The following is a 23083-nucleotide window of genomic DNA, read 5'->3' as shown; positions in this document are numbered from 1 at the left end:
GGGCAATGAAAGCCGGCGCCGTCGACTTTCTGACCAAGCCCTTCAAGGATCAGGAGATTCTCGACGCGGTGGCGACGGCGATCGAGCGCGATGCAGTGCGCCGACGCCAGAATGCGCAGAGCCAAGCCGTGGCCTCGCTAGCGGGAAGCCTGACACCGCGTGAGCGCGAAGTCATGGAGGCGGTGGTCAGGGGGCTGATGAACAAGCAGATCGCCTATGAGCTCGGCATCAGCGAGGTCACGGTGAAACTGCACCGCGGCAATGTGATGCGGAAAATGGAAGTTCGCTCGGTGGCCGAGCTTGTCAGGAAGGCCGAAGTGCTGGGCGATGGCGGACGGGCACCTGTATCTTAGTATGGTATCTTTGCAGCGGGCATGAGCGCATAACAAGAACTAGAAAAGCAGTCAGAAAAGGTCGTTTCATTGCCCCCAGTTCCTACCATAGCCGTCGTAGACGACGACGAGGCCATCCGTGAAGCCATGGATGATCTCGTCAAGTCCTGCGGTTACGAGTGCCAGCTGTTCGCCTCGGCGGAAGAGTTTCTCGCCTTCGAACCGCGATCCGCGATCGATTGCATGCTCGTCGATGTGAAGATGCCCGGCCTCAGTGGGATCGAGCTGCAGGCTGAATTGAACAAGCATTCGCAGCGCCCCCCGATGATCTTTGTCACCTCCTACAAGGATGAACGGACGCGCAGTAGGGCGATGAACGCAGGTGCATTCGCATTTCTTGGAAAGCCCGTCGATATCGAAAAGCTGATTGGCTGCCTGGAGTCGGCGCTCGGGCACTGACAGGTGAAGGGAAATTGCAGTGATTGCGCTCTCGAATACCAGAGCGCGCCACATCAACACGGCTCACCTGAGCGAAGCGAAGTGCAAGATCAGGAATTTGGCGCTTCGCCGCTGCATTCATGCCCTGACCGACACGTCTGGGCAAGCGACCCTGTGTCGCCTGCTACAGGCGTGTCCCGAAGCCACACGCGCAAGGAGACAAGACGATGCTCTCATTCAAGAACACCCACCTGTCGGAGACAAACGGATTGCTGTCCCTGAGTGTCAGCCTGGTCAATCACCTGTCGCGCCGATCATACACATTGCGATGCGAACTTCGGCGTGACGAGCCCGTGGAGACGATCGACGTGACACGTTTCGACAAGCGGCTTCGCTCACTCCGCACGTCGATCGACAACTCCTTTTCCGGCAACTGACCGGCTGGACCTCGGCGCGAAGCCGAATTTCGGTGCCATGCGCCGCAGTCACCCCGAAGGCGACATGCCACAGGCCATGGTCGCTGGAAGGAACTGACAGGTGAGGACGATTGGCAAAAGTCGAGTTTTGACAACGACGGCCGGGAGTGTCGCACCTTCGCGATAGATGACTAACTCACCGTCATGTTAAAGTTCCAGCTCTTTCGACAGCTGGAGCTTTTCCGCATGCCCGATCAGGATGGCAGTATTTTCGACTACCTCGGAATTCTTGCCGTAGTTTTACTCGTTGCGGCAAACGGGTTTTTCGTCGCCGCAGAGTTCGCTTTGGTCTCTGTCAGGCGCAGTCGCGTCGCCGAACTCGTAGCCGCCGGCAGGATGAACGCGTCGGCCCTGCAGCGCGCTGTCGATAACCTCGATGCAAACCTTGCTGCCACGCAGCTCGGCATCACGATTTCCTCGCTAGCGCTTGGATGGGTCGGGGAACCTGCCCTCGCTCACCTCATCGAGCCGCTGTTGGGCTGGTTGCCGGCGGGCTGGGCTGCCACTGGCTCACACACCATTGCCGTGGTGATTGCGTTTGTCATCATCACTTCGCTCCATATCGTCCTCGGTGAACTGGCACCAAAAAGCCTTGCCCTACAACGAAGCGAAGTGACGTCGCTGGCCGTCGTCAGACCGCTTGGCCTGTTCCTTGTGATCTTCAAGCCCGCCATCTTCACTCTCAACGGCATGGGCAACCTCGTACTGCGTGCTGTAGGGCTTCATCCCGGCACTGGCGAAGCCTCCTTCCATTCGCCACAAGAACTGAAACTACTTGTTGCCGAGAGCCAAGAGGCTGGCCTTCTCAATCAGGTCCAGCAGCAGTTGCTCGAACGCGTGTTCAACATAGGAGATCGACCAATCTCCGATATCATGACACCGCGGCTTGATGTCGACTGGTTCGACGCCGATGGCAGTCAAGCGGAAATCCTCACCACGATCCGGAAGTGTAGACATGAGCAGCTCCTCGTCGCGCGAGGATCGATCGACGAACCGATTGGCATGGTTCTCAAGAAGGACCTGCTCGATCAGGTGCTGGACGGGGGCAAATTGCGTCCCATGGATGTGATAAAGCAACCATTGGTGCTGCACGAGAGGACATCGGTCGTTCGGGTCCTCGACAGCTTCAAGGCATCGCCGGTGCGGCTTGCGATTGTCATCGACGAGTACGGAACCCTTGAGGGCATCGTTACCCAGACAGACCTGCTGGAGGCAATTGCGGGAGACCTTCCGGGTGCGGATCAGGAACCAGATGTCGTCGTACGCGCGGACGGTTCATTGCTCGTCGATGCGATGATGCCGGCATTCGAAGCCTTTGATCGCCTTGGCATGCGCGACAAGCCCGAAGGCGATTTCCACACGCTCGCAGGTTTTGCCCTCCACCAGCTGCAGCGTATTCCAGAGGTTGGTGAAATGTTCGACTTTGACGGCTGGCGGTTTGAGATCATCGACATGGACGGGATGCGTATTGACAAGATATTGGCGACCCGCACCGCGACGAGTGATGCCGGCATCTAGGACCTTGCCCCTCACAACAGCGGGGTGCGCTTGAGGAGGCGCTGCAGCGTCCGTCGGTGCATGGACAATTGGCGTGCAGCGCGCGCCACATTGGCGCCGCATGACATGTAGACGTCCCTGATATGCTCCTGGCGGACATTACTGGGAGCCGGGAAGGACGACAGGAACGTCGGCTGTCGGAGATCCTGGTTCAGCAGAACGGCAATCAGAAAGTCGACATCGGTGGGCTTGGGAAGAACATCACTGGCGCCCGACTTGATTGCCTTTACGGCGTTTGACAGGTTGCAGAAGCGGCTGTGCACCAGCGTGCGGCAGCGCGGATAGCTTGCTGCGATAGCCTCAACCAGGCCGATGCCATCGCCATCATCGAAAACGAGTTCCACGATGGCGAAAGAGATGGTTCTTTCGCGCAGGTGCCGTCTTGCCGCATCGGCGGTATCGGCGAGACATACATGAAGGCCACTCTCGATCAGGCTTTCGACAAGTGGCGAGGCCGTCCCTACTTCGGCATCGGCGATTAACACCGCATTTCGCCTGGTGGTAGCCCGATACCTGCTCGAATGAATGAGATCAGCCGAAGTCATCGTCATTCCCCCTTGGTTCACGTGGCTGGAAGTGTAGGAGGATTGCAGGGCGCCAGACACTATACATACGGTTAGATTGGCTAGAACACTGGTACAAAGCGTTCCCCGCGAAGCCGTCACGCGAGAAAGGAAAGCCCGCGCGGTAGTTCGTGATAGTAGCCGCGCTTCGATCGCGCTACCACGACGACGCGCGCCATTATCGTCGCAGTCACAGCTGGATCTACGCTTCTAACGATCGTCGGGTCCAAACCACACAATAGCCAATCGCGTCGAGCTGCCGCAGATCGAAGTCGGCATCGGCAGCGACGAGGCAACGAGCAACAGTCGGGGAGCGTGGCTGCCGCTTGACCGGGAAGCGGCAGTAGTGGCCGTTGCTATCGTGCGAACTTGCGGGCAGCCGCCACGCAGGCAATGACCGCGGCGGTGACTGCAAACATGGTCCAGGTCACCGTTTCATGCAGCAGGGTCGCCGCCAGGGTCAGACCGAGGAAGGGTTGAAGCAATTGCAATTGCCCAACACTGGCAATGCCGCCTTGCGCCAAGCCCCGATACCAGAAGACAAAGCCGATCAGCATGCTGAAGAGCGAGACGTAGACCAGGCCCGCTAGCGCAGGGGCGTCGACATCCGAGAAGCTTGCCGGCATCGACCAGATCGATGCCAGGATCATCAGCGGGAGCGACAAGACGAGCGCCCAGGAAATGACCTGCCATCCTCCCAATGTTCGCGAAAGTTTAGCGCCTTCGGCATAGCCGAGCCCGCAGACGATGATCGCCGCCATCATCAGAGCATCTCCGACGGGCGCAGCGCTGGGGCCCCGCGCCAAGGCGAAACGGCAGACCAATGCACTTCCCATCACTGCAAAGATCCAGAAGGCCGGCTTCGGACGTTCTCCGCCGCGGATGACGCCGAAGACGGCGGTGGCAAGGGGCAACAGGCCGATGAAGACGACCGAGTGCGCCGACGTCATGTGCTGCAGCGCGAGTGCAGTCAGCAAAGGGAAACCGACGACCACGCCTGCGGCGACCACGACCAACGAAAAGACATCACGCATTGCTGGACGCTTCTTTGCGAAAAAAAGCAGCAGCAAAAGCGCCAGCGCACCGGCGATTGCCGCCCGCGCGACCGTCAAGAACACCGGATCAAACTGCATGACCGCCACACGCGTTGCGGGCAGCGAGCCGCTGAAGATCACTACGCCGATAAGGCCGTTAAGCCATCCAGAAGCCGAGCGGTCCATGTATCTTGCCTTTCTCATGTGCCGTCCTTATCGGGCCGGAGGCATAGTCACGCCAGTGACAGTCTGATACAGTTTTAGAAAACTGTTATGCCGGAGGTAGCAGTACAGATGGATGGAACTGCGGAACGCAATATCAGCCGAGTGGCGATGGTCATGGCCACAATCCGACAACGGATCGGCGGTCGCATTTTGACGCCAGGTGCGAAGCTGCCGTCGGTTCGGGCAATGGCCGTAACAGCGGGCGTGTCCACGTCGACGGTCGTCGATGCCTATGAGCGCCTGGTTGCTGAAGGTGTAATCCTGTCCCGACAAGGTTCCGGTTTCTACGTCGCAAACCAGGCCGCTCCATTTTCGCTTTCCGAGGTCGGCCCAAAGCTGGACCGTGCCGTCGATCCCTTCTGGGTATCGCGCCAGTCGCTGGAGGCCGATGACACCAATCTAAAACCAGGCTGCGGCTGGCTCCCACCGTCGTGGCTGCCAGAAGACGGCATTCGCCGGGCCTTGCGGGCGCTGTCGCGCGCCGGCAACACGGCGCTCGCCGACTACGGCTCGCCTCTCGGATTGCCGCCACTGCGTCAACACATCGCGAGGCGCATGGCGGAGCGAGGGATGGAGGCATCGCCGGATCAGATCATGTTGACTGAGTCCGGGACCCAGGCCATCGATCTGCTTTGCAGGTTCCTCCTTGAACCGGGCGACACGGTGCTCGTGGACGATCCGTGCTATTTCAATTTCCAGGCACTGCTGCGGGCGCACCGCGCCAAGATCGTCAGCGTTCCCTATACGCCTTCAGGTCCGAACGTCGAGCTCTTCGCTAAGGCCGTGGAAGAGTATCGGCCGCGCCTCTACATCACCAATTCGGCAATCCATAACCCCACGGGCGCCACGCTCTCCCCCGTTGTCGCCCATAGGATTTTGAAACTTGCCGACAAGCTCGACCTGACCATCATCGAAGACGATATCTTCGCCGATTTCGAGCATACGCCGGCTCCGCGCCTGGCGGCCTTCGACGGCTTGGACCGAGTGATCCATATCGGAAGCTTTTCGAAAACCCTGTCTGCCTCGGCCCGTTGCGGCTTCATTGCCGCAAAGCGGGAATGGGTTGATGGGCTGATCGATCTCAAGATCGCGACCTCTTTCGGCGGCGGGCGGCTCTCTGCCGAGCTTGTTTACAAGGTGCTCAGCGATGGCAGCTATCGCAAGCACGTCGAGGTTCTGCGCAGCCGGCTCTCGAAAGCGATGTTCGAGGTTTCGGCCAGACTGAAGGACCTCGGCATCGTCCCTTGGCACGAACCTTCGGCGGGAATGTTCCTTTGGTGCCGACTGCCCGACGATGTTGACGCAGCCGATGTCGCACGCGCTGCCCTGAACAGGAAGATCGTCTTGGCGCCTGGAAATGCGTTCAGCCTCTCCCAATCTGCAAAGAACTTCATCCGTTTCAATGTTTCCCAGACGCTTGATAAGCGGGTCTTCGATGTGCTGCGCGAGACGCTGGGGGGCTGAGCATACAAAGGCGAGGCGAGGCGAGCCTCGTGCCATCATCGATCAAACATATCCTGCCACTGCCGCTCACCGACCATGCAGTCGGTCGCCGGTTGGTCTGCAATCCTGTCCATCGTCGGCGCGGGAGAAAGACCGCTGACTTCCAGGACAAGCTTGCGGCGCACTGCTACAGCGAAATCCTCAATCTTGTTGACTGGCAAGACGAAGGAACCGGGGCCGCCAATCACGCAATCGGCATAATACTTGTCGAGTCCGCCCGGTGCGCCAGAGGGGCGCAACATGAGTGCAAGTCCGTTGATGACGATGCCGGCCTCCACTGCCTTGTCGCGGGTTGGCGCAACCGGGTTTCCGGAATTGTTTGTGCCGTCGCCGGAGACGTCGATCACTTGTCTCATGCCTGAATAGGGGCTGGAGACGATCATTGCAGCCCCTTGGGCAATCGCGGTGGAGATCGACGTGCGGCGCTGCGTGGTGATTGGTCTCTGCTCAAGCATGCTGGCAAAGCCAATCGCATCCTGCTCCGTCTCGATCACATGCCAGTCGATGACGGAACCGGGCACCACATAGCCCGCCCATTCGAAGTAACTGATCGCTATGCGTCCGGTGAGCCCTCCCGTCACCGCCTCAATAAATTCTTTGTGCCTGAGCGCTTCGACATAGCCCTCCCGCTGGATGCGAACCTCCTCCTGGTCCATAGACCGGGACGTGTCGACTGCAAGGACGAGTTTCACGTCAACCTCGCCTCCACCCAGTTGCACTGTAACCGGGGCCGCGCCGGAGAGGCTCATGAGCATCGCAAGCGTTGCAAACATCGGCGCTCCATTCACCGCATTGTCCATCTGTCAAAAATGTAACACAGCTTGATAAGCAGGCGACGTCGCGATGCATGCCCTAAGTCAACTTTCGGTGATGCGTGCGTAATATGGGCGCGAAATGACGACCCGCTCGACCCACTTGATTTGAGCAAGATGCCATCTCATTTGATATCCCTATCTCAATCTGTCGAACCGACAGCCTCTCGCCTTTGCAGCCGCTGCCGTTCCTCAAATAGGACGCCTCGCGTCCGAGGAGTTTTCATGGGTTTCATTGATCGTGGCGTCCAGCCGTCACATGACGCCAGCCTGCTGGATGCCTATTCTCAGTCAGTATCGAATGCGGTCGATCTTGTGGGCCCGGCGGTCAATCGCATCGAAAGGGTGGACGGTCGGGCCGGACATGGTTCCGGATTCGCGATTTCTCCCGATGGTCTGGTCGTTACGAACAGCCACGTCGTCGACGATGCCAAATCCGTTCGGATCAAAACGCCAGATGGCGCTGTGATCGAGGGCAAGGTGCTGGGTCGCGATCCGGACAGCGATCTCGCGCTCATTCGTGCGAATGATTGGGCAGGTTCCTGGGCCCGGCTTGGAGACTCCAAGACGTTAAAGCGCGGGCACATTGCAATCGCAATCGGAAATCCGCTCGGTTTCGAGTGGACGGTGACGGCAGGTATCGTTTCGGCCCTCGGTCGATCGATGCGCGCCGCCAGCGGACGACTGATGGATGATATCATTCAGACGGATGCTGCGCTCAATCCCGGAAATTCCGGCGGGCCACTCGTGTCTTCGGCAGGCGAGGTCATCGGCGTCAATACAGCCGTGATCCAAGGCGCGCAAAGCATCGCTTTTTCTGTGGCATCCAACACTGCCAAACATGTTGTGTCAGAGCTCCTGCGGTTCGGCCACGTGAGGCGCGCCTATATCGGCATCGCAGCCGATACCGTAGAACTGCATCGGCGAGTGGCCTTGGAGGCTGGGCTTAGTCAGACAACCGCCGTTCGTCTGCGCCGGGTGGAGGAAGAAAGCCCGGCAGCGCGAGCAGGACTTCGGGCGGGAGACTATCTGCTTGCGATCGATGGCCACCCCACATCGGGCATCGACGACGTGGTCAGGCTTCTGGATGGCGACAGGATCGACATGGATGTGGAGGTGTTGATCTTTTCGGTGGCGGGTCGGATTGAACGACACATCGTCCGGCCGGCACACCGACCAAAATCGGAGTAGCTTCGCCAACGCGGTCTGTCAAACACTCCGCGTTTGATCGAGTTCGGCGGGTCGCGCGAGACAGTCTCTCGTTGGACATTGCAATGCGAGCGTCGCGGTGGCAACCTTCGCTTTGGTGCCAATCAGGATCCCAAATTGCCCCACCCCCAGATGCGCCTCGATGATCCGGAACTGGAACACGAGACTAGGAGCGGAATGCCATCGCTCGTGCTCGCGGCGCTCGGGGTCGTCTACGGTGATATCGGCACCAGTCCCCTCTACGCCTTCAGGGAGGCATTGCACGCCACGGCCGGATCGGGGGCGCATCATGCCAACGTGCTGGGCGTCCTTTCCCTTATCGTTTGGGCCCTTACCATCGTCGTCACCGTAAAGTACGTCTCCTTTGTCCTGAAAGCGGACAACCGAGGCGAAGGCGGCACGCTTTCGCTGATGACGCTGGCACGCGAAGGCCTCGGGGGCCATCCGAAGTGGGTTCTGATCCTTGGAGTGGCGGGCGCTTCACTGTTTCTCGGTGACGCCATCATCACGCCGGCGATTTCGGTCCTGTCGGCTGTCGAAGGCATCGAGGTCGTCGCGCCCGCCCTGTCGCACTGGGTTGTGCCGATCACGCTTACGATCATTGCCGTTCTGTTCTTTGTTCAAAGATTCGGAACGGGCGGAGTAGCGTCGGTGTTCGGGCCGATCACCGCCCTATGGTTCCTGGTGCTCGGCGTTAGCGGCGCGATCCATATCTTCGACGATCCTTCCGTCTTTGCCGCGATCAACCCCCTCCATGCCTTTCGCTATATCGCCGACAATCTCGGATCGACCATCGCGGTGCTGGGCGCCGTTTTCCTCGCGGTCACCGGCGCCGAAGCGCTGTATGTCGATCTTGGCCACTTCGGCCGTCGCCCGATCGTGATCGCCTGGTTCGCGCTCGTCTTCCCAAGTTTGCTGCTCAACTACTTCGGCCAGGGCGCGTTCGTCCTCTCTCATCCCGAGATGGCGGCCCATCCATTCTTCAGTATGCATCCGGAATGGGCGAGGCTTCCGATCGTCTGCCTCGCAACCGCAGCCACCGTCATCGCCAGCCAAGCCGTGATCTCCGGCGCCTACTCTCTTGTGCGACAGGCGATGCACTTGAACCTGCTCCCTCGCCTTCAGATCTTGCACACGTCAGAAACGCATTCCGGGCAGATTTTTATGCCACAGGTGAATAGCCTGCTCTTCATCTTCGTCGCCGCGCTGGTCCTTTTCTTCCAGAACTCCAGCGGGCTGTCGGCCGCCTATGGTATAGCGGTGACGGCGGAGATGTTCATCACCTCGGTGCTGCTCTTTGTCGTCATGCACCGGATCTGGAGCTGGACGCTGGCCGGCGCCGTCGCCGTGATCGTCCCGCTGGCCATGATCGACGCCGGCTTTCTTGTCGCGAACGTCGCCAAGTTCGCCGAAGGCGGCTGGGTTCCAGTGACGGTGGCGTCAGCCATGGCGCTTATCATGCAGACCTGGACGGCTGGACGCAGGCTTCTTGCGAAGCGGACAAGGGCCGATGAGATTCCGCTGTCCGTCATCATCAACAATCTCGACCGCAAGAAGCTCCCGACGGTGCCCGGAACCGCCGTCTTTCTGACAAGTGACGTCGAGGGCGCCCCGACAGCACTTCTTCACAGTCTCAAACACTATAAGGTGCTTCACGAGCAGAACGTCATCCTGAGCGTCACGACCGCCACGACGCCGTTTGTGCCCGACGATGAGAAGATCTTTCTCGAGAGCTTCAACCCGCTCTTCAGCCGGATCGTGATCACCTTCGGGTATATGGAAACGCCGAACATTCCCCGCGCGCTTATCCTCGTGCGCAAGCTCGGCCTGAAGTTCGACATCATGTCGACCTCGTTCTTTCTGTCACGAAGGACCATCCTGCCTTCAAGGAAGGGAGGTATGCCCTTCTGGCAGGACAGGCTGTTCATCGCCCTTTCCAGGAACGCGAGCAATGCGACCGACTACTTCGGGCTGCCGAGCGGGCGAGTTGTCGAGCTTGGCCTTCAGACAGTAATCTGAAACAGGCCCATTAGGGTTTTGAGTGTCGGCATGGCGCGCAGCCGCCCATTCGGTGCAGTTCGCGGCGACGAATCTTGGAGGCAGCGATAGACGTGCTTCCTGCCGAAGGCCTCGATCATTTATCGGGGATCGTCAGCTTCGTTTCGTTTATATCTACCACGAAGACTGCGAGGATTTTCGCTGGTTCGGTCTTGCTGGCATTGGCACTACGGAATCCGCACGCGGCGACAGTTAGACGGCCAAGGACGACGCGCCTTACCGCTCGTGCTTCCGTCGAACAAAAGCGACCGAATAGCTAGGCGCGAATTGCCGTCGCTCTCTGCTGGGAGGAAAGCGCTGTCGACTGCCGAACTGCCCAGAGCGTTGCAAAGATGCCGAAGATCGCAGGCAGACTTACCGCCGGAAAGTCTCGCAGGATCACCGAGGAAGAGCATATACCTACTGCGACTTCCCAAAGGTGAAAGACAGCGTGGGCGATCAACCAAAGGGTTGCGGCCGCCCAAAGCTCAATTCGACGGCTGCGTTTCCATACACCTACCGCAAAAGCAAGCGCGATAAATCCCTGAATAATTCCGATGTCTCGAATGAAGTGCTGGTTATACATCCCGGTATCGGTAACGCCTGGGACAAAGAAATACCAACCTTCAGGATCGTAGAGCATGTAGATGGAGAGCCAGCCTGCAAGCAGCGTGTTGAACCAGACCATGCCAAGGATGACGGATTTTGATATCTGCATTGCAACCTCCTGCGAAAACGATCATCAAATCTAGCATTGGGCGATGATGGCGACTTCCCAAACGAAGGTTTGGGAGCGTAGCCGCAGAACCTGACGCGGTTGCCACACGGCGCGCGCTGATGCGCGGGTCGTTGGCAGATCGATCTGGCTGGCGCTGCATCAACCGCCTGCGTTAGTTGCGTTGAGCCGATGCTGCGGGATTCTGTGAATCCCCTTTGGATTTTGGCTTGCCGAGACGGTTTTACATAGCCACCGGTTTGGGCCGGAATTCGCAAACACCTCATCAAAATCGACCGGATTGCGAGATCGCCAGATTCGGGATCTACATTCCCGACGGCGAGTTTTTCGATGCAAGTATGCGCTTGTGCCGTTCGCAAGTTGGTGAGGTCATTGGACTTCGTGATTGATACCGAGATCACGGAACAGGGCGACGGTTGACGCCCTTTCCTTTCGAGGCATGTAGCCCATCGCTTCCTGAATGGCATAGCGCCATGCTTCTCCCCTCTCCCACGCCTCGTTCGCTACCTCGGCAAGGTCATCCAGACGGTTTGCAGCATCGAGCGCTTCGAACATCAGGACGGCTTGCCTCAGGTCCTTCTCTCGCTTAGCAGCTCCAATCGTGTCCACTATCCGGCGAGATGCCACGATCATCTTATGGACAGCATATCGGCACGGATCAGGCACGACGACCGAGATGCCGCTTTTGTGCAGCATGACGGCCCGAACGGGATCGCGGATCAGGAAATCAAGGAAACGCAACGGTTCGGCCGCGACACCCCCGAGAGCCGGCATATCGGCCGGCTTGTCCATGTGATCATCCGACCCACGGTTCGATGTCAGGAATTCGACCTTGTAGCCGTCGTTGTTGATGAAGCCGGTCACGCTTGGCGATCCGGAGCGATGCATCAATGGATGGAACGTCGGATCGACGCCCTGCAGGAGTTCGAGCATCGGGGGAAGGCTATCCCCTACTTCGGAGCTGATCGCGTAGTCCTGGGCGAAATCGGCGTCACCCGTCATCATCGACGAGGCGGGCAGGCGAATGCCAAGAAGAGCGCCGTAGGCCGAGAAAGCAACCGATCCAACCAGGCAGGCTCTGAGGCGGAAGATTCCGGCATTGGCGAGAGCTTCGACCACATTGCCTGAAAACCGATCCGGTTCCGGCAAGCCAGCTTCGCGAACGAGCGTGCTGACATACTTCCGGCGGGCTTTGGCGTCGTCTTTGATCGCCTTGAAATCCTCGACGCGCCTGTTGATTTCCGGGTCATCTGCAGGGCCGACATACTGGCGTTTCTGCCTATGCCCCTCGCCTTCGGTCGGCTGATCGAAATACCAGTATTTGCGACCCTTGTTGGTGACGCCTACGAAGCGACCCTCAACGGGGAAGTCAGCCGAGAACCTGGCATCCAACAACCGTTGTCCGAGTTCAGCGGTCATGGTGCGATACATGAGATCGATCTGCTTCATGGTAGCCTCATTGTACTAAATCAGAATCTTTAGTACAACGATCTCTTGCAATCCTGCCTTTTTGGCGTTGGAGATGGTCGAGGAACCGCTTATACTAAATCCGCATTTTTAGTACAACCCCGCCTCAAGTCTTTCAAGAGCAGTCTTTCAACCCCTGCATTTGTTTGCGTTTTTTCCTTTCGTTGATTTTGAACCAATCGCACCCGATCGCCTTTAGCACCCGTTTGCCGACATTCTGATCAGTTGGATGCAGATCTCAACAGGATGTCAGACCGAAAAATGGAGGGCTAGCGCACCGGCGCTAACCCTCCGCAAAAACCTGCTGCGGCACACCGCGTTGCCTCAAACGGTCGCCCGCAGATTCTCGTGTCCCTCATGAGACATGAGAATCTTATGCGACTCGACCAATGACGAAAAGCGCAACGAAGCCGACCTTTTGTCGCGCTTCTATCCCAGTGGTCAGGGCATGATCGTGCCCGGCCGACATGTGCCATCGAACTCACTGCCACGAAAAGCAGCTAACTTTTCGAAAGCTCGTGAATCTGCTGCAAGCGGTTCTCGGCGTCATGCAGCTTCTCCAATAGTTGCAGGTCTTCAGATTGCATCTCCTCGGCCACGAAACCTCCGAGGATTTCCATTGGAGTCACTTTCAGGGCGTTGCAGAAGCCGACCAGAGTGGACGCTGCGATCCGGTTGAGGCCGCGCTCGTATTTCTGCATCTGCTGGAACGTCACATTCACGGCTTCGCCGAGCGTCGTCTGCGTCATCCCACGCATCTGCCGAAGCTGGCGAAGGCGCTCCCCTATCGCCTTGTCGATATCCGAAATGCGTGCCTGACGAACACCTCTTCCCATTGTCGTTTTTCTCTCAAATCAAAGGACGTTCGAGGAGTTGGATGGCCAGCTCGAGTGCCGGCCTCTCAAGGACGTCGATGAGCGCGCAAGCGATAAAAGCCACTCTTTCCAGGTCGGCCTCCGAATGAAGACGACCGTGCGATCTTCGCCCGCATAGGCAGGGACAACACGCGCTTCATAAATTCCATCGTCGCGCTTGATCGTCCCAAGCCGTCTGCCGATCGGCCGTCCAAGTCGCTTCTCTTCTTCAGTCACGTAGTCCATCGGTTCTGCTCCGGCCTTATCCGCAAAAGCACGTGAACGATCTGGACACCGCGCACTCGTTCGTCCGGAGCTGACTGGCCTGCAATTTTTTCGCAAGAAGTCGCTGCTGCTTGACAAAAGAAACCCGGCACGCCTTGTCCGAGCGTATGCGCTCAATGCGCTCCAGAATGGCCGCCATATCCTTTGCATCGTCGGCCTCCACCGAGACGGGGAAACGCTGTCAAGTCGAGCCGGCGTATGCGTGGCTTTGTCGATGATCGACCACCCGACATCTTTCATGCGGAGACGGTATCCGGCCATCGAGCAAGTTCCTTGTTAAAGGCAAGATTGAACAAAAACGACGACGGCGGCTATTTACCAAATTGGTCGGCCTCCCCCGATCAAAAGATGTATATTCTCGTTTCCAGTTCCGGCTCTGGTTTCAAGGCACGGCGTCGTACAATGTCCGTTTGCAGGACATAACGTCAATCAACCGGCGCTGCATGCAAAGATCGGCGCGAGCGCGTCGCTGGCCTAGTGATTTCCCAAAGGCTAATCCTCAGCTTTGTCAGACGGACCAGACGACGAAAAAGAACGAGTGCAGATCAACTGCCTGAAAAATCGCCAAGTGGAACAAGACCGCCCTCCTGATTTCCCCATCAAACGAGTCGCGAACTGCATATTGCCGAAGCCCAGACCGCAAACGGGACCGTCCTAGAGCCTCAGCCCTCCGCCATCACGGCACGGGAGCCGCGTGTCTTGGGAAGGTTCTGCGACAACATGGCGTGAGTCGTGAACGGCACTCGACTCAAGCAGGATCTTGCGACCCTCCGGCAAAGCCTTCTCGTACACTTGTTCTGCGGATATCAAGCTGTGCGCCTGAATCAGGCCGCATCGGGCCTCTGGTCCGGCAGCCGCTGCCCCGTCTTCCTCGACTTCGTCAACGAGGCGTTTCCATAATCGGCAATATTTTCGTCGTCGCTGACCAACCTGGGACGTCATTTCCACCCGACATCTTCAACAGATCATCCATCACGCGCCGTCGGCCTCGCGGACCCCTTCCATGAGAGGGGCTACCGTAGCCGCAATGGGCGGCGCGATATGTCGCCGCCCATTGCGAGACCTACTTGGCCGAAGCAGCCTCTTCGATGACCTGAACGACCTTATCGGGGTGTGAGACCATGACGACGTGGGAGGCTCCCTTGACCACGACAGTCCCCTTCGAATGGGCCCGCTCGGCCATCCATCCAAGTGCCTTGGCCGGAATGTTCTTGTCGGCGTCCCCGTAAATGAACCAGGACGGGATGTTCTTCCACGCAGCGTTTGGCGCCGGTTCGTTCAACGCACTGTCGGTGATCGGTCGCTGTGTCGCTGCCATCAACTTGGCCGCTCTGGATGACACGTCGGCCGCAAACTGCTCGTGGAACTTCCCTTGCTGGATGTAGAGGTCCTTCCCGCCGCCATCGAGCGCAACTGGTTCAGCCAGTGTGGGAGCCAGGGTGCTTCCGGGGAATTTGCTCGAAAGCTCGACCGCTGTTTCTCCCTTTTCCGGCGCGAACGCCGCCACATACACAAGCGATTCGACGTTGTCTGCACCTGCGGCCGCCTCGCTGATCACCGATCCCCCGTAGGAGTGCCCGACCAGCACAACGGGGTCTTTGATTCCGGCGAGGATGCGGCGGACGTAATCACCGTCGCTCTTCACGCTGCGCAGCGGATTGGCAACCGCGACAACCGGGTAGCCGTCCTTTTCCAGCCGAGCGACAACGTCGTTCCAGCTGGATGCATCCGCGAAGGCACCGTGGACGAGGACGACAGTGGGCTTTGCCTGAGCGGAGACCGCCGGGGCGGCCAGAGCAGCCAGGACACCAAAGGCCAGGAATGATTTCAACAGCAATTTCATCTCGCTTCTCCTATTTTAGATTGTGCACAATCTATTATCGCGCAATTATAATTCGGTCAATCCATATTTGTTCAGTCGTTTGTGACCGTGCTCATTCGCGCCAAGCAAGGTCGCGAAGCGGCTGCCAGCCACCCGTCTTCGATCTAGCGTTCGACACTGCGTTTGACGAGGTTGTCTCTGTGACTTTGGAGTCCGTTGGGGGACCCCCCGAAGCGAGCGTGGCAACGCCGACGTTCCTCTTTGGTGTCTATGAATCGTCTGATGCAGCTTCTGGTGGGCCAGATCAGCCTGCGGTCGAACCTCCCGGCGACGAGTTATAGACGACATTGGCTGACGGATGCTCGGCAGATGATCTCCCATGACAGGCGAAAATGTAGACACCTACCTCTGGACGAAGCTAGCCGCGGCGCTATCTGGACGTGAATTCATACTAGGGAGGGAGCTATGTCTGAGCTTGTGGTGCTTGGCTTCGATAAGGCCGATGAGGCGGACGCCATACTCAATCGCTTGTTGACGCTCGAAAAGGAGTACCTGATCGACCTCGAGGACGCGGTTGTCGCAGTTCGCGACACCGGAGGAAAGGTCCGGCTCAAGCAGAGCGTGAACCTCACGACAATGGGAGCCACGAGAGGCGGCTTGTCCGGCGCGCTTTGGGGATCTCTTGTAGGTCTTTTGTTTCTGAACCCGTTGGCCGGTATGGTCCTTGGCGGCGCGTTCGGTGCTGGTTCTGGAGCACTTGCCGGTTCGATCACAGATTTTGGCATCGACGACAATCTAATCAAGAAGTTGGCGGAGACCATTCCCGTCGACAGCTCGGCCCTCTTTCTGCTTGTCCGTAAAGTCCAGCCGGAAAAGGTCCTCGAGGAATTCAAAGGAGCGAACGCGCGTATCTTGCGGACTTCGCTCTCGCCGGAACAGGAAACGAGACTGCGCACGGCGCTTTCCCCTAAGGCATCCTCGGACGCGGGCACCGAAATCGAACCTGGTAACGCGAAGTCAACGGTCTAGCATTTTGTCCGTTGAACCATGGCAATGATCACTCGCTGCACGCCAACGCAACAAGGAGCCTGGATTGGCGACGACCGGAGCTCTGGTGGGGGCAGTAACAAGCAATCTTCGCGGCGTCGCCGTCTTCACCCTAACGGCGGGCGACCAGCGGTGACAGGCAACGTCGCAGGCCAACCTGCACAGCGGTCCGACCGCGATGGTATGTGGCCAACTGCCGCCGCAACGGGTCGCAAATGTGGGCATGCGACGGCGAAAGGGTCTGTGGGTGCATCGCTCTGCTCGTCATGGGTTTCGACCCCTATCGCCCTCGTGAGTGGGTATTTGCCAGGGCTTTCGGATCGAAACGACCACCGGCAGCATTGGCGCCCATCGCCTTCGAATGCCTTGAGTTGAAAGACACCTCGGTTTTGTTGGAGATTGGTCGATGAAAGTGCCTCGTCGAGCTCCGCCGGCCTATCTGCTGGTAATACTGGCGGCTTTCGTACCTCAAAGCCCATTGGCGCAGACCGGTCCCACCGTCGGCGTTATGGCCGTTCCAGTCGGAGATGTATCTCCAAAGCATGAGTTCGTGGGACGCGTCGAAGCGATGAACGCCGTTGACATCCGTTCCCGGATCGAGGGCTTCATTGACAAACGCCTCTTCAACGAAGGCCAGGTCGTCAAGAGCGGGCAGGATCTGTTCCTTATTGACAGTCGCGCACTGGAGATTGCTCTGGCAGATGCCAAAGCATCACTTGCAAGTGCGCAGGCAACGCTTGCAGACGCGCAGCGCCGTGTCGACCGAAATAAATCCTTGAGCAGCCAGACAGTATCACGCGCAACACTGGAGGAAAGCCAAACAGCGCTGGAAACTGGTCAGGCAAACCTTTTGGCGGCGCAAGCACGGGTCAGTCAAGCAGAACTCAATCTCAGCTACGCCAGGATAAGCTCGCCAATCGAGGGCCGTATCGGGGCCGCGCAATTGTCGGTCGGCAGCTTTGTGAGTGGCAGTTCGCTGACACTTGCTCGCGTCGTAGAGATGGATCCAATTCGCGTCGTTTTCTCAGTAACCGACCGATCAATTCTCGAGCTTCGTGCGGCCGCTGGCGGCATCAGCAAGGATGAGCTCGCTGGAAAATTCGTACCCACCCTCCGGCTGTCTAGCGGGCAGGAATACAAGGAGCCGGGCAAAATCGAGTTTTTTGGAAACGAGATCGATGAGGCAACCGGAACGCTGTCGATTCGAACTCTGTTTCCCAATCCGGACTTTCTGCTGGTTCCGGGCCAGTTCGTAACAGTGATAGTCTCGGAGACGGAAAAGAAGATACGCCCGATCGTACCGTTGGGCGCTGTCCAACAGGATCGCGAGGGCAAGTTTGTCCTGCTTGTCAACGAGAAGAACGAGGTCGCGCTCCGGCGAATAAAGGTTTCTGAACAGGTGGGTGGAAACTGGGCAGTAGACGACGGGTTGAAAGGCGGCGAAAGCCTGATCGTGGAAGGAATACAGAATGTCGCCGAAGGATCGGCTGTCACTGTCACGCAAGTCTCGCCCGCAAACAACAGCGTAACGTCGATCGGGTCCCAGTTCGGTTCATCGCAATGAATGTATCCGCGCCCTTCGTTGAAAGACCCAGGTTCGCGATGGTCATTGCAATCGTCATGATCATCGCGGGTGCTGTCGCCCTCCTTCAAATACCTGTCGCGCAATTTCCTCAGATCACGCCACCGGAGGTGCAGGTTACCGCGAGTTATCCAGGTGCGAACGCCAGCGTCATGACTGACAGCGTTGGAGCGCCCATTGAGGACCAGGTGAACGGGGTTGAAGACATGCTCTACATGTCATCCTCCAGTACCAATAATGGCGCTTACAGCTTGACGGTGACGTTTGCTGCGGGAACAGATCCTGCAATCGCCCAGGTAAATGTACAAAATCGCGTCGCAATGGCGACGCCGCGGCTTCCTGCTGCGGTGACCCAAACCGGCGTTTCGGTGAGAAGTCGTTCGTCGAGCATGCTGCTTGGCTTCGCAATTTACTCCCCGAAGGGTACGAAAGACGATGTCTTCCTCAGCAACTATGCAACGATCAATATTAGAGACGCAATCGCACGGCTACCGGGGGTCGGAGAGGCGAGCGTCTTTGGCCCTGCCTATAGTATGCGGGTATGGATGAATCCTGATCGCATGCAGGCTCTCGGTGTCACGGCCTCCGATCTGACTGCAGCCATCCAGGCGCAGAACGCGCAAGCCTCCGCCGGCCAACTGGGCTCTCCCCCTTCGACCCAAGGCCAGCAATTGCAACTGACCGTGATGGCGAGAGGACGACTGGCAAACGAGGCAGAGTTCGGCGACATAATCGTTCGCACGAACAGGGATGGAGCAATCGTGCGTCTTCGCGACGTTGCTCGGGTGGAACTCGGAGCACAATCGTACGACACAGCCTCGACGCTGAATGGACAGCCCAGCGCGACGGTTGTCGTCTATCAATCCTCAGATGCCAACGCGCTCGCGGTGTCGACCGCTGTCCTCGGCGAATTGGAGACATTGTCAAAGCAGTTTCCCGACGACATCGCCTATACGGTGGTTTTCGATACAACCGCGTTTGTTCGACAAACCATCGAGGAAATCTTCATTACCCTGGCAATTACATTTGTCCTCGTCGTCGCCGTCGTCTTCATTTTCCTGCAGGACTGGCGCGCAACAGTCATTCCTACCTTAACGATACCCGTTTCACTGGTGGGTGGCTTTGCGGTCCTTTACCTCATGGGGTATTCGGCCAACACCATCACGCTCTTTGCAATGATCCTCGCGATCAGCCTGGTTGTGGATGACGCAATCATCGTGGTGGAGAACGCTCAGCGCATCATGAGCGAAACTGGGATCGGCGTGCGCGAAGCGACGCTGCAAACAATGAGCCAGGTCACGGGTCCGATCGTCGCCACCACGCTCGTGTTGGCCGCGCTGTTTGTGCCGGTGGCTTTTCTGGCTGGCATAACCGGCGAGCTCTACCGGCAGTTTGCCGTTACCATATTGGTCACCATTACGTTTTCCACGATCAATGCGCTAACGCTTAGCCCTGCCCTATGCGTCCTCATGCTCCGGCCTCCCGTGGAACAGAGCCAGTCACGAATATTTAGCAAGGTGAATGAGGGGCTGGACGCTTCACGCCGCTTTTATCTACATTTATTGGCGCTCTTCGCCCGAAGGCTTGGTCTCAGTGCCTTGCTGCTTGTGGCGATTGTGGGTGGCATTTATGGCTTCTATCGTGTCCTGCCGACCGGCTTCATCCCCTCCGAAGACCAGGGCTATCTCTTCATGAACGTCCAGTTGCCGAATGCCGCGTCTCTCGAACGCACACAGCAGACAATTGCAACAGTCAGCTCGGCGCTACAGCGTACGCCAGGCGTTGCAAACACGATCGGAATTGCCGGTGCAAGCATGGTGGGTGGTGGGGGCTCCAATTCCGGTATGATCATCTCGGCGTTGAAACCGTGGAGTGAACGTGGCGCGGATCAAAGCGTTTTTGCCCTTATGAACCGACTGCGTGCTGAATTCGCGGCGATCACGACGGCATCGGTTGTGCCTTTCAATCCACCTGCAATACCCGGCCTCGGCACAACGGGTGGCTTTGACTTCCGCCTTCAAGCGCGCGCTGGGCAAAGTCAGGAGGAGTTAGCCGAAGTCATGCGAAGCCTGATTGTCTCGGCAAACCAGACACGGGGACTGGCTAGTGTATTCAGCACATTTTCGGCCGACTCACCTCAGGTCTATCTCGACATTGACCGAAAGCGCGCAGAACTTTATGGCGTTTCACCGGCGACGATATTCGGCGCGCTACAATCTCACCTCGGATCGTCCTATGTGGACGATTTCAATATATTTTCGCGTGTATACCAGGTTCGTATTCAAGACGAGCCAAGTTTTCGAAGTCGCGTCGAGGACATTCAGCGACTAAGGGTGCGCAGCCAGTCTGGCAGTCTTATTCCGCTGCAGGGCCTGCTGTCGATATCGACCGTTTATGGTCCCAGCACGGTTAACCGCTACAACCTCTTCCCATCGGCCGCAATTAACGGACAAGCAGCGGCCGGATTCAGTACTGGCGATGCGTTGGGTGCCATGGCAACGCTGGCGTCGGAAAAACTCCCACCCGGCTTCGGGTATGAGTGGACAGGGTTGGCTCTTCAGGAAAAGCAGGCCGGCAACCAGACCGTGATCATTCTCATCATGGGGATTGTGTTCACCTACCTGTTTCTCGTTGCACAATATGAAAGCTGGAGCGTGCCTCTGGCAGTGATGCTGTCTGTGACCGTGGCCGTTGTCGGGGCGTTGGGGGGCCTTGTGGTTGGGGGCATCGACCTCAACATCTACGCGCAAATAGGCCTGCTATTGCTCATCGGGCTCGCTGCTAAAAATGCCATCCTCATCGTTGAGTTCGCCAAGGAGCGCAGGGAAGAAGGTCTAACCATCATGGAAGCCGCAACCGAGGGAACGTCACAGCGCTTTAGACCCGTGCTGATGACAGCTATGGCGTCTGTGCTTGGCGTCATCCCCTTGGTCGTAGCCACGGGGGCGGGAGCTGGCAGTCGGCAGGCGATCGGCACGACAGTGCTCGGAGGACTACTCGTCGGCACCATATTTGGCATTCTCATCATTCCGCTTATGTATATTTCCATCCAAACAGTCAGGGAGGCCGTCAAGCGTCGTCTTTTCGGGACCGACCACAATGCTCCAAGCAGCAAGCCTCGTGCGATCGCGCCTTCGAAATAGTGGCGACGCGCAGCACTGGTGCGTGCCTGTGCTCTCCCCAGGTAGCTTTTTTGGAGCCAGAGCCGCTCGGGTACGACGTGTCACCAAAGCTCGTATAGTGTCCGATCGTCAGAGGATTTTTTCAGCACGCGTAATGAGGCCGATCGATGCGGTCACATCATACGCCGCCGGCGGATGTTCGAGGATGGCTCCAGAGCAACGCCAGTAAACTCCAGAGACGGAGAGCATCCGGCCAGCACGTGAAGCACATAGAGGTCAAACAAATCCGCCATGCGCTTGAATTGGTTTCGACATAGTCATCGGATCTCCATGTTGGAACGCAAACACTCGCTTCACGTCGCTCTTAGATTTGTCTTCAATCTCTGCGTATCGCTGCCTGTGGCGTGCCTTTCGCTGGAGCAACCAATGGCGATGGGCATCGAGCGCCCCTCCGCCGAATGTGTTGTGCTAATGCACGGGCTTGCCCGCGGCAGCGGATCGTTCTGGCTTATCGAAAGGGTGCTGGCGCGGCGTGGATTCTTCGTCATCAACGAAGAGTACCCTTCAACGACCGCATCGATCGCCGATCTCGCGCGCTACGTCGGAAAATCGGTCGAAGCGTGCGAGGATCGGCGCGTCAACTTCGTAACCCACTCCCTTGGGGGAATTCTGGTCCGGTACTGGCTTGCTCACACACGGCCCCTGAGTTTGGGACGCGTCGTGATGCTTGCGCCACCCAACAATGGCTCCGAGATCGTGGATGTCTTTGGCGATGTCGCGCCGTTCCATTGGATCAATGGACCTGCGGGGCTCGAACTCGGAACCAACGCCAGTGCCACACCAAAGGTTCTACCGAATCCCGACTATCCGCTGGGGATCATCGCGGGTGACATTTCGCTAAATCCCATCTTCAATTCGATCATTGAAGGGCCGAACGATGGAAAGGTATCGGTCGCCTCGACGAAGATCGAGGGAGCGAGCGACCATTTGGTGCTTCATACCACGCACACTTTTATGATGTTCAATCCAATCGTTGTTGTCGAAACCATGAACTTTCTTGAGACTGGGACATTCGATCACGATCTGACGCTTCAGGAAGCGAGTGGTGCAATGCTCGCAATATTTGAATAGAGGCCGTCAGTTTCGAGCTGCCGATCAACCTTACCTTTGTCGAGAGATAGTCAATTGCCTTGGCGCCCATCCCGGGCGGCGCCTGCGAGGCTGTTCGCGCAGGAGATATACGATCGCTGCCGGCGCAGATTCGTGCTGTAAACCAGACTACTTAGCTGTCGGCAGATCCAAGAGATTTGAACTCAGAGCTTGGTTTTGGGATTCTATGCCGATCACAGACAGTCTTCTGCGACACTATAGTTGCGATGATGGTGCATAGGCTTCTGCCGCGATCTACGGACTTAATTGCGCGTCACAGAGGATGGAGTGATGAAGAAGTTGCTGATGTGTTCGATGGCGAGTCTGGCACTTGCAAGCTGCACCCCGACGCAACAGGGTGCCGGTATTGGTGCCGCAACGGGAGCGGTAGTCGGTGGTGCGGTGACGAATAATGTGCGTGGTGCGGCCGTTGGCGCTGCGATCGGTGGGGCTTCCGGCGCTGTGATCGGCAACGTGGCCGGTCGTCCAGGGCAGTGCGAGTTTCAAGATCGCAATGGTCGGCGCTATATTGCAGCTTGCCCGCGATAACGGGTGATGAACATGAAATCGCGGTCGGTGTCATTCGCGCCAGCGGGTAACGCGCCAGTAATTTGCACGCGGGCTTCCGAAAGCAGGGTGCTCTTTTGCGATATCTATCCTTCCCTCTCCCCGATCGTTGCTGAATTCTGGCCGATGCGCCTGCGGTCATACGGAATGGGCAGGAAACTACATTAATATATTGAATTACATCGCAATTTTCGTGCGTTCAAAGGCGGTGCGGTCGGCCACCGTTGGCGGGCAAGAACGGTTGATACACAAGGCATGTACGCGCG

The 23083-nt window shown here is 57.9% G+C and carries 20 protein-coding genes and 1 pseudogene; 12 read left to right on the top strand and 9 right to left on the bottom strand.

The genetic code is table 11. The features are described 5' to 3' along the window. From BSG20_RS19485 to BSG20_RS19470, 4 genes are all read left to right on the top strand, one after another. The coding region (locus BSG20_RS19485; protein ID WP_143147506.1) for a response regulator transcription factor at positions 1–353 on the top strand (353 nt) is incomplete at its 5' end. Positions 354–422: 69 nt separating this feature from the next. Then, positions 423–791 carry a response regulator transcription factor gene (locus tag BSG20_RS19480; RefSeq protein ID WP_072377270.1) on the top strand — a complete coding sequence of 123 codons (369 nt, stop codon included), beginning with the start codon at positions 423–425 and terminating at the stop codon, positions 789–791. A 206-nt stretch (positions 792–997) separates the two neighbouring features. Beyond that, on the top strand, positions 998–1207 hold the full coding sequence (locus BSG20_RS19475) for a hypothetical protein (protein ID WP_072377268.1): 210 nt from the start codon (positions 998–1000) through the stop codon (positions 1205–1207). Positions 1208–1432: 225 nt separating this feature from the next. Then, positions 1433–2764, top strand: a complete 1332-nt coding sequence (locus BSG20_RS19470; protein WP_072377300.1) for a hemolysin family protein — start codon at positions 1433–1435, stop codon at positions 2762–2764. An 11-nt stretch (positions 2765–2775) separates the two neighbouring features. Here the strand turns inward: BSG20_RS19470 and BSG20_RS19465 are convergent, their stop codons facing one another. Further along, positions 2776–3288, bottom strand: a complete 513-nt coding sequence (locus BSG20_RS19465; RefSeq protein ID WP_072377266.1) for a response regulator transcription factor — start codon at positions 3286–3288, stop codon at positions 2776–2778. Positions 3289–3722: 434 nt separating this feature from the next. Continuing rightward, positions 3723–4586: a DMT family transporter gene (locus BSG20_RS19460; RefSeq protein ID WP_072377264.1), complete on the bottom strand. Its 864-nt coding sequence runs from the start codon at positions 4584–4586 to the stop codon at positions 3723–3725. 87 nt (positions 4587–4673) lie between these two features. On the opposite strand from BSG20_RS19460, the gene BSG20_RS19455 reads away from it, so the two are divergent. Beyond that, the gene (locus tag BSG20_RS19455) at positions 4674–6089 is read left to right on the top strand and encodes an aminotransferase-like domain-containing protein (protein WP_072377262.1); all 1416 of its coding nucleotides are present in this window, start codon (positions 4674–4676) and stop codon (positions 6087–6089) included. A gap of 35 nt (positions 6090–6124) precedes the next feature. Here BSG20_RS19455 and BSG20_RS19450 read toward each other — a convergent pair whose 3' ends face one another. Further along, on the bottom strand, positions 6125–6901 hold the full coding sequence (locus BSG20_RS19450; RefSeq protein WP_072377260.1) for a DUF1194 domain-containing protein: 777 nt from the start codon (positions 6899–6901) through the stop codon (positions 6125–6127). 264 nt (positions 6902–7165) lie between these two features. Between BSG20_RS19450 and BSG20_RS19445 the strand changes: the two genes are divergently transcribed. Continuing rightward, a complete protein-coding gene (locus tag BSG20_RS19445; protein WP_072377258.1) occupies positions 7166–8131 on the top strand; it encodes a S1C family serine protease in 966 nt (321 codons plus the stop codon). Between the two features lie 150 nt (positions 8132–8281). Then, the gene (locus BSG20_RS19440) at positions 8282–10168 is read left to right on the top strand and encodes a potassium transporter Kup (protein WP_072377256.1); all 1887 of its coding nucleotides are present in this window, start codon (positions 8282–8284) and stop codon (positions 10166–10168) included. A gap of 115 nt (positions 10169–10283) precedes the next feature. Here BSG20_RS19440 and BSG20_RS37595 read toward each other — a convergent pair. The 6 genes and pseudogenes from BSG20_RS37595 to BSG20_RS19410 all read right to left on the bottom strand — a co-directional run. After that, positions 10284–10376 (bottom strand): annotated as a pseudogene (locus BSG20_RS37595) (cupin domain-containing protein); the annotation flags it as partial. Between the two features lie 87 nt (positions 10377–10463). Then, complete coding sequence (locus tag BSG20_RS19430) at positions 10464–10904, bottom strand: hypothetical protein (RefSeq protein WP_072377254.1); 441 nt, start codon at positions 10902–10904, stop codon at positions 10464–10466. A gap of 387 nt (positions 10905–11291) precedes the next feature. Continuing rightward, positions 11292–12371, bottom strand: a complete 1080-nt coding sequence (locus tag BSG20_RS19425) for a nucleotidyltransferase family protein (RefSeq protein ID WP_072377252.1) — start codon at positions 12369–12371, stop codon at positions 11292–11294. 518 nt (positions 12372–12889) lie between these two features. Further along, positions 12890–13225, bottom strand: coding sequence for a helix-turn-helix domain-containing protein (locus BSG20_RS19420; protein ID WP_072377250.1), 336 nt, complete (start codon positions 13223–13225; stop codon positions 12890–12892). Between the two features lie 18 nt (positions 13226–13243). Further along, complete coding sequence (locus tag BSG20_RS19415; RefSeq protein ID WP_072377248.1) at positions 13244–13489, bottom strand: hypothetical protein; 246 nt, start codon at positions 13487–13489, stop codon at positions 13244–13246. 1102 nt (positions 13490–14591) lie between these two features. After that, positions 14592–15362 (bottom strand): alpha/beta fold hydrolase, encoded by a 771-nt coding sequence (locus BSG20_RS19410; protein ID WP_072377298.1) that lies wholly within the window; start codon positions 15360–15362, stop codon positions 14592–14594. A gap of 453 nt (positions 15363–15815) precedes the next feature. Here BSG20_RS19410 and BSG20_RS19405 point away from each other — a divergent pair, with 453 nt between their 5' ends. From BSG20_RS19405 to BSG20_RS19385, 5 genes are all read left to right on the top strand, one after another. Beyond that, on the top strand, positions 15816–16379 hold the full coding sequence (locus BSG20_RS19405) for a DUF1269 domain-containing protein (RefSeq protein WP_072377246.1): 564 nt from the start codon (positions 15816–15818) through the stop codon (positions 16377–16379). A gap of 424 nt (positions 16380–16803) precedes the next feature. Beyond that, a complete protein-coding gene (locus tag BSG20_RS19400) occupies positions 16804–17961 on the top strand; it encodes an efflux RND transporter periplasmic adaptor subunit (protein WP_072377244.1) in 1158 nt (385 codons plus the stop codon). Further along, the gene (locus tag BSG20_RS19395; protein ID WP_072377242.1) at positions 17958–21122 is read left to right on the top strand and encodes an efflux RND transporter permease subunit; all 3165 of its coding nucleotides are present in this window, start codon (positions 17958–17960) and stop codon (positions 21120–21122) included. Before BSG20_RS19400 ends, BSG20_RS19395 begins: the two co-directional genes overlap by 4 nt. 309 nt (positions 21123–21431) lie before the next feature. Further along, positions 21432–22232 carry an alpha/beta fold hydrolase gene (locus tag BSG20_RS19390; RefSeq protein WP_083539935.1) on the top strand — a complete coding sequence of 267 codons (801 nt, stop codon included), beginning with the start codon at positions 21432–21434 and terminating at the stop codon, positions 22230–22232. A gap of 309 nt (positions 22233–22541) precedes the next feature. Continuing rightward, entirely contained in the window at positions 22542–22799 is a 258-nt protein-coding gene (locus BSG20_RS19385; RefSeq protein WP_072377238.1) for a YMGG-like glycine zipper-containing protein, read from the top strand. Positions 22800–23083: the final 284 nt, after the last annotated feature.

Source organism: Rhizobium tibeticum (assembly GCF_900110205.1).
GTDB lineage: Bacteria > Pseudomonadota > Alphaproteobacteria > Rhizobiales > Rhizobiaceae > Rhizobium > Rhizobium tibeticum.
This window is presented reverse-complemented; position numbering and strand designations above follow the sequence as displayed.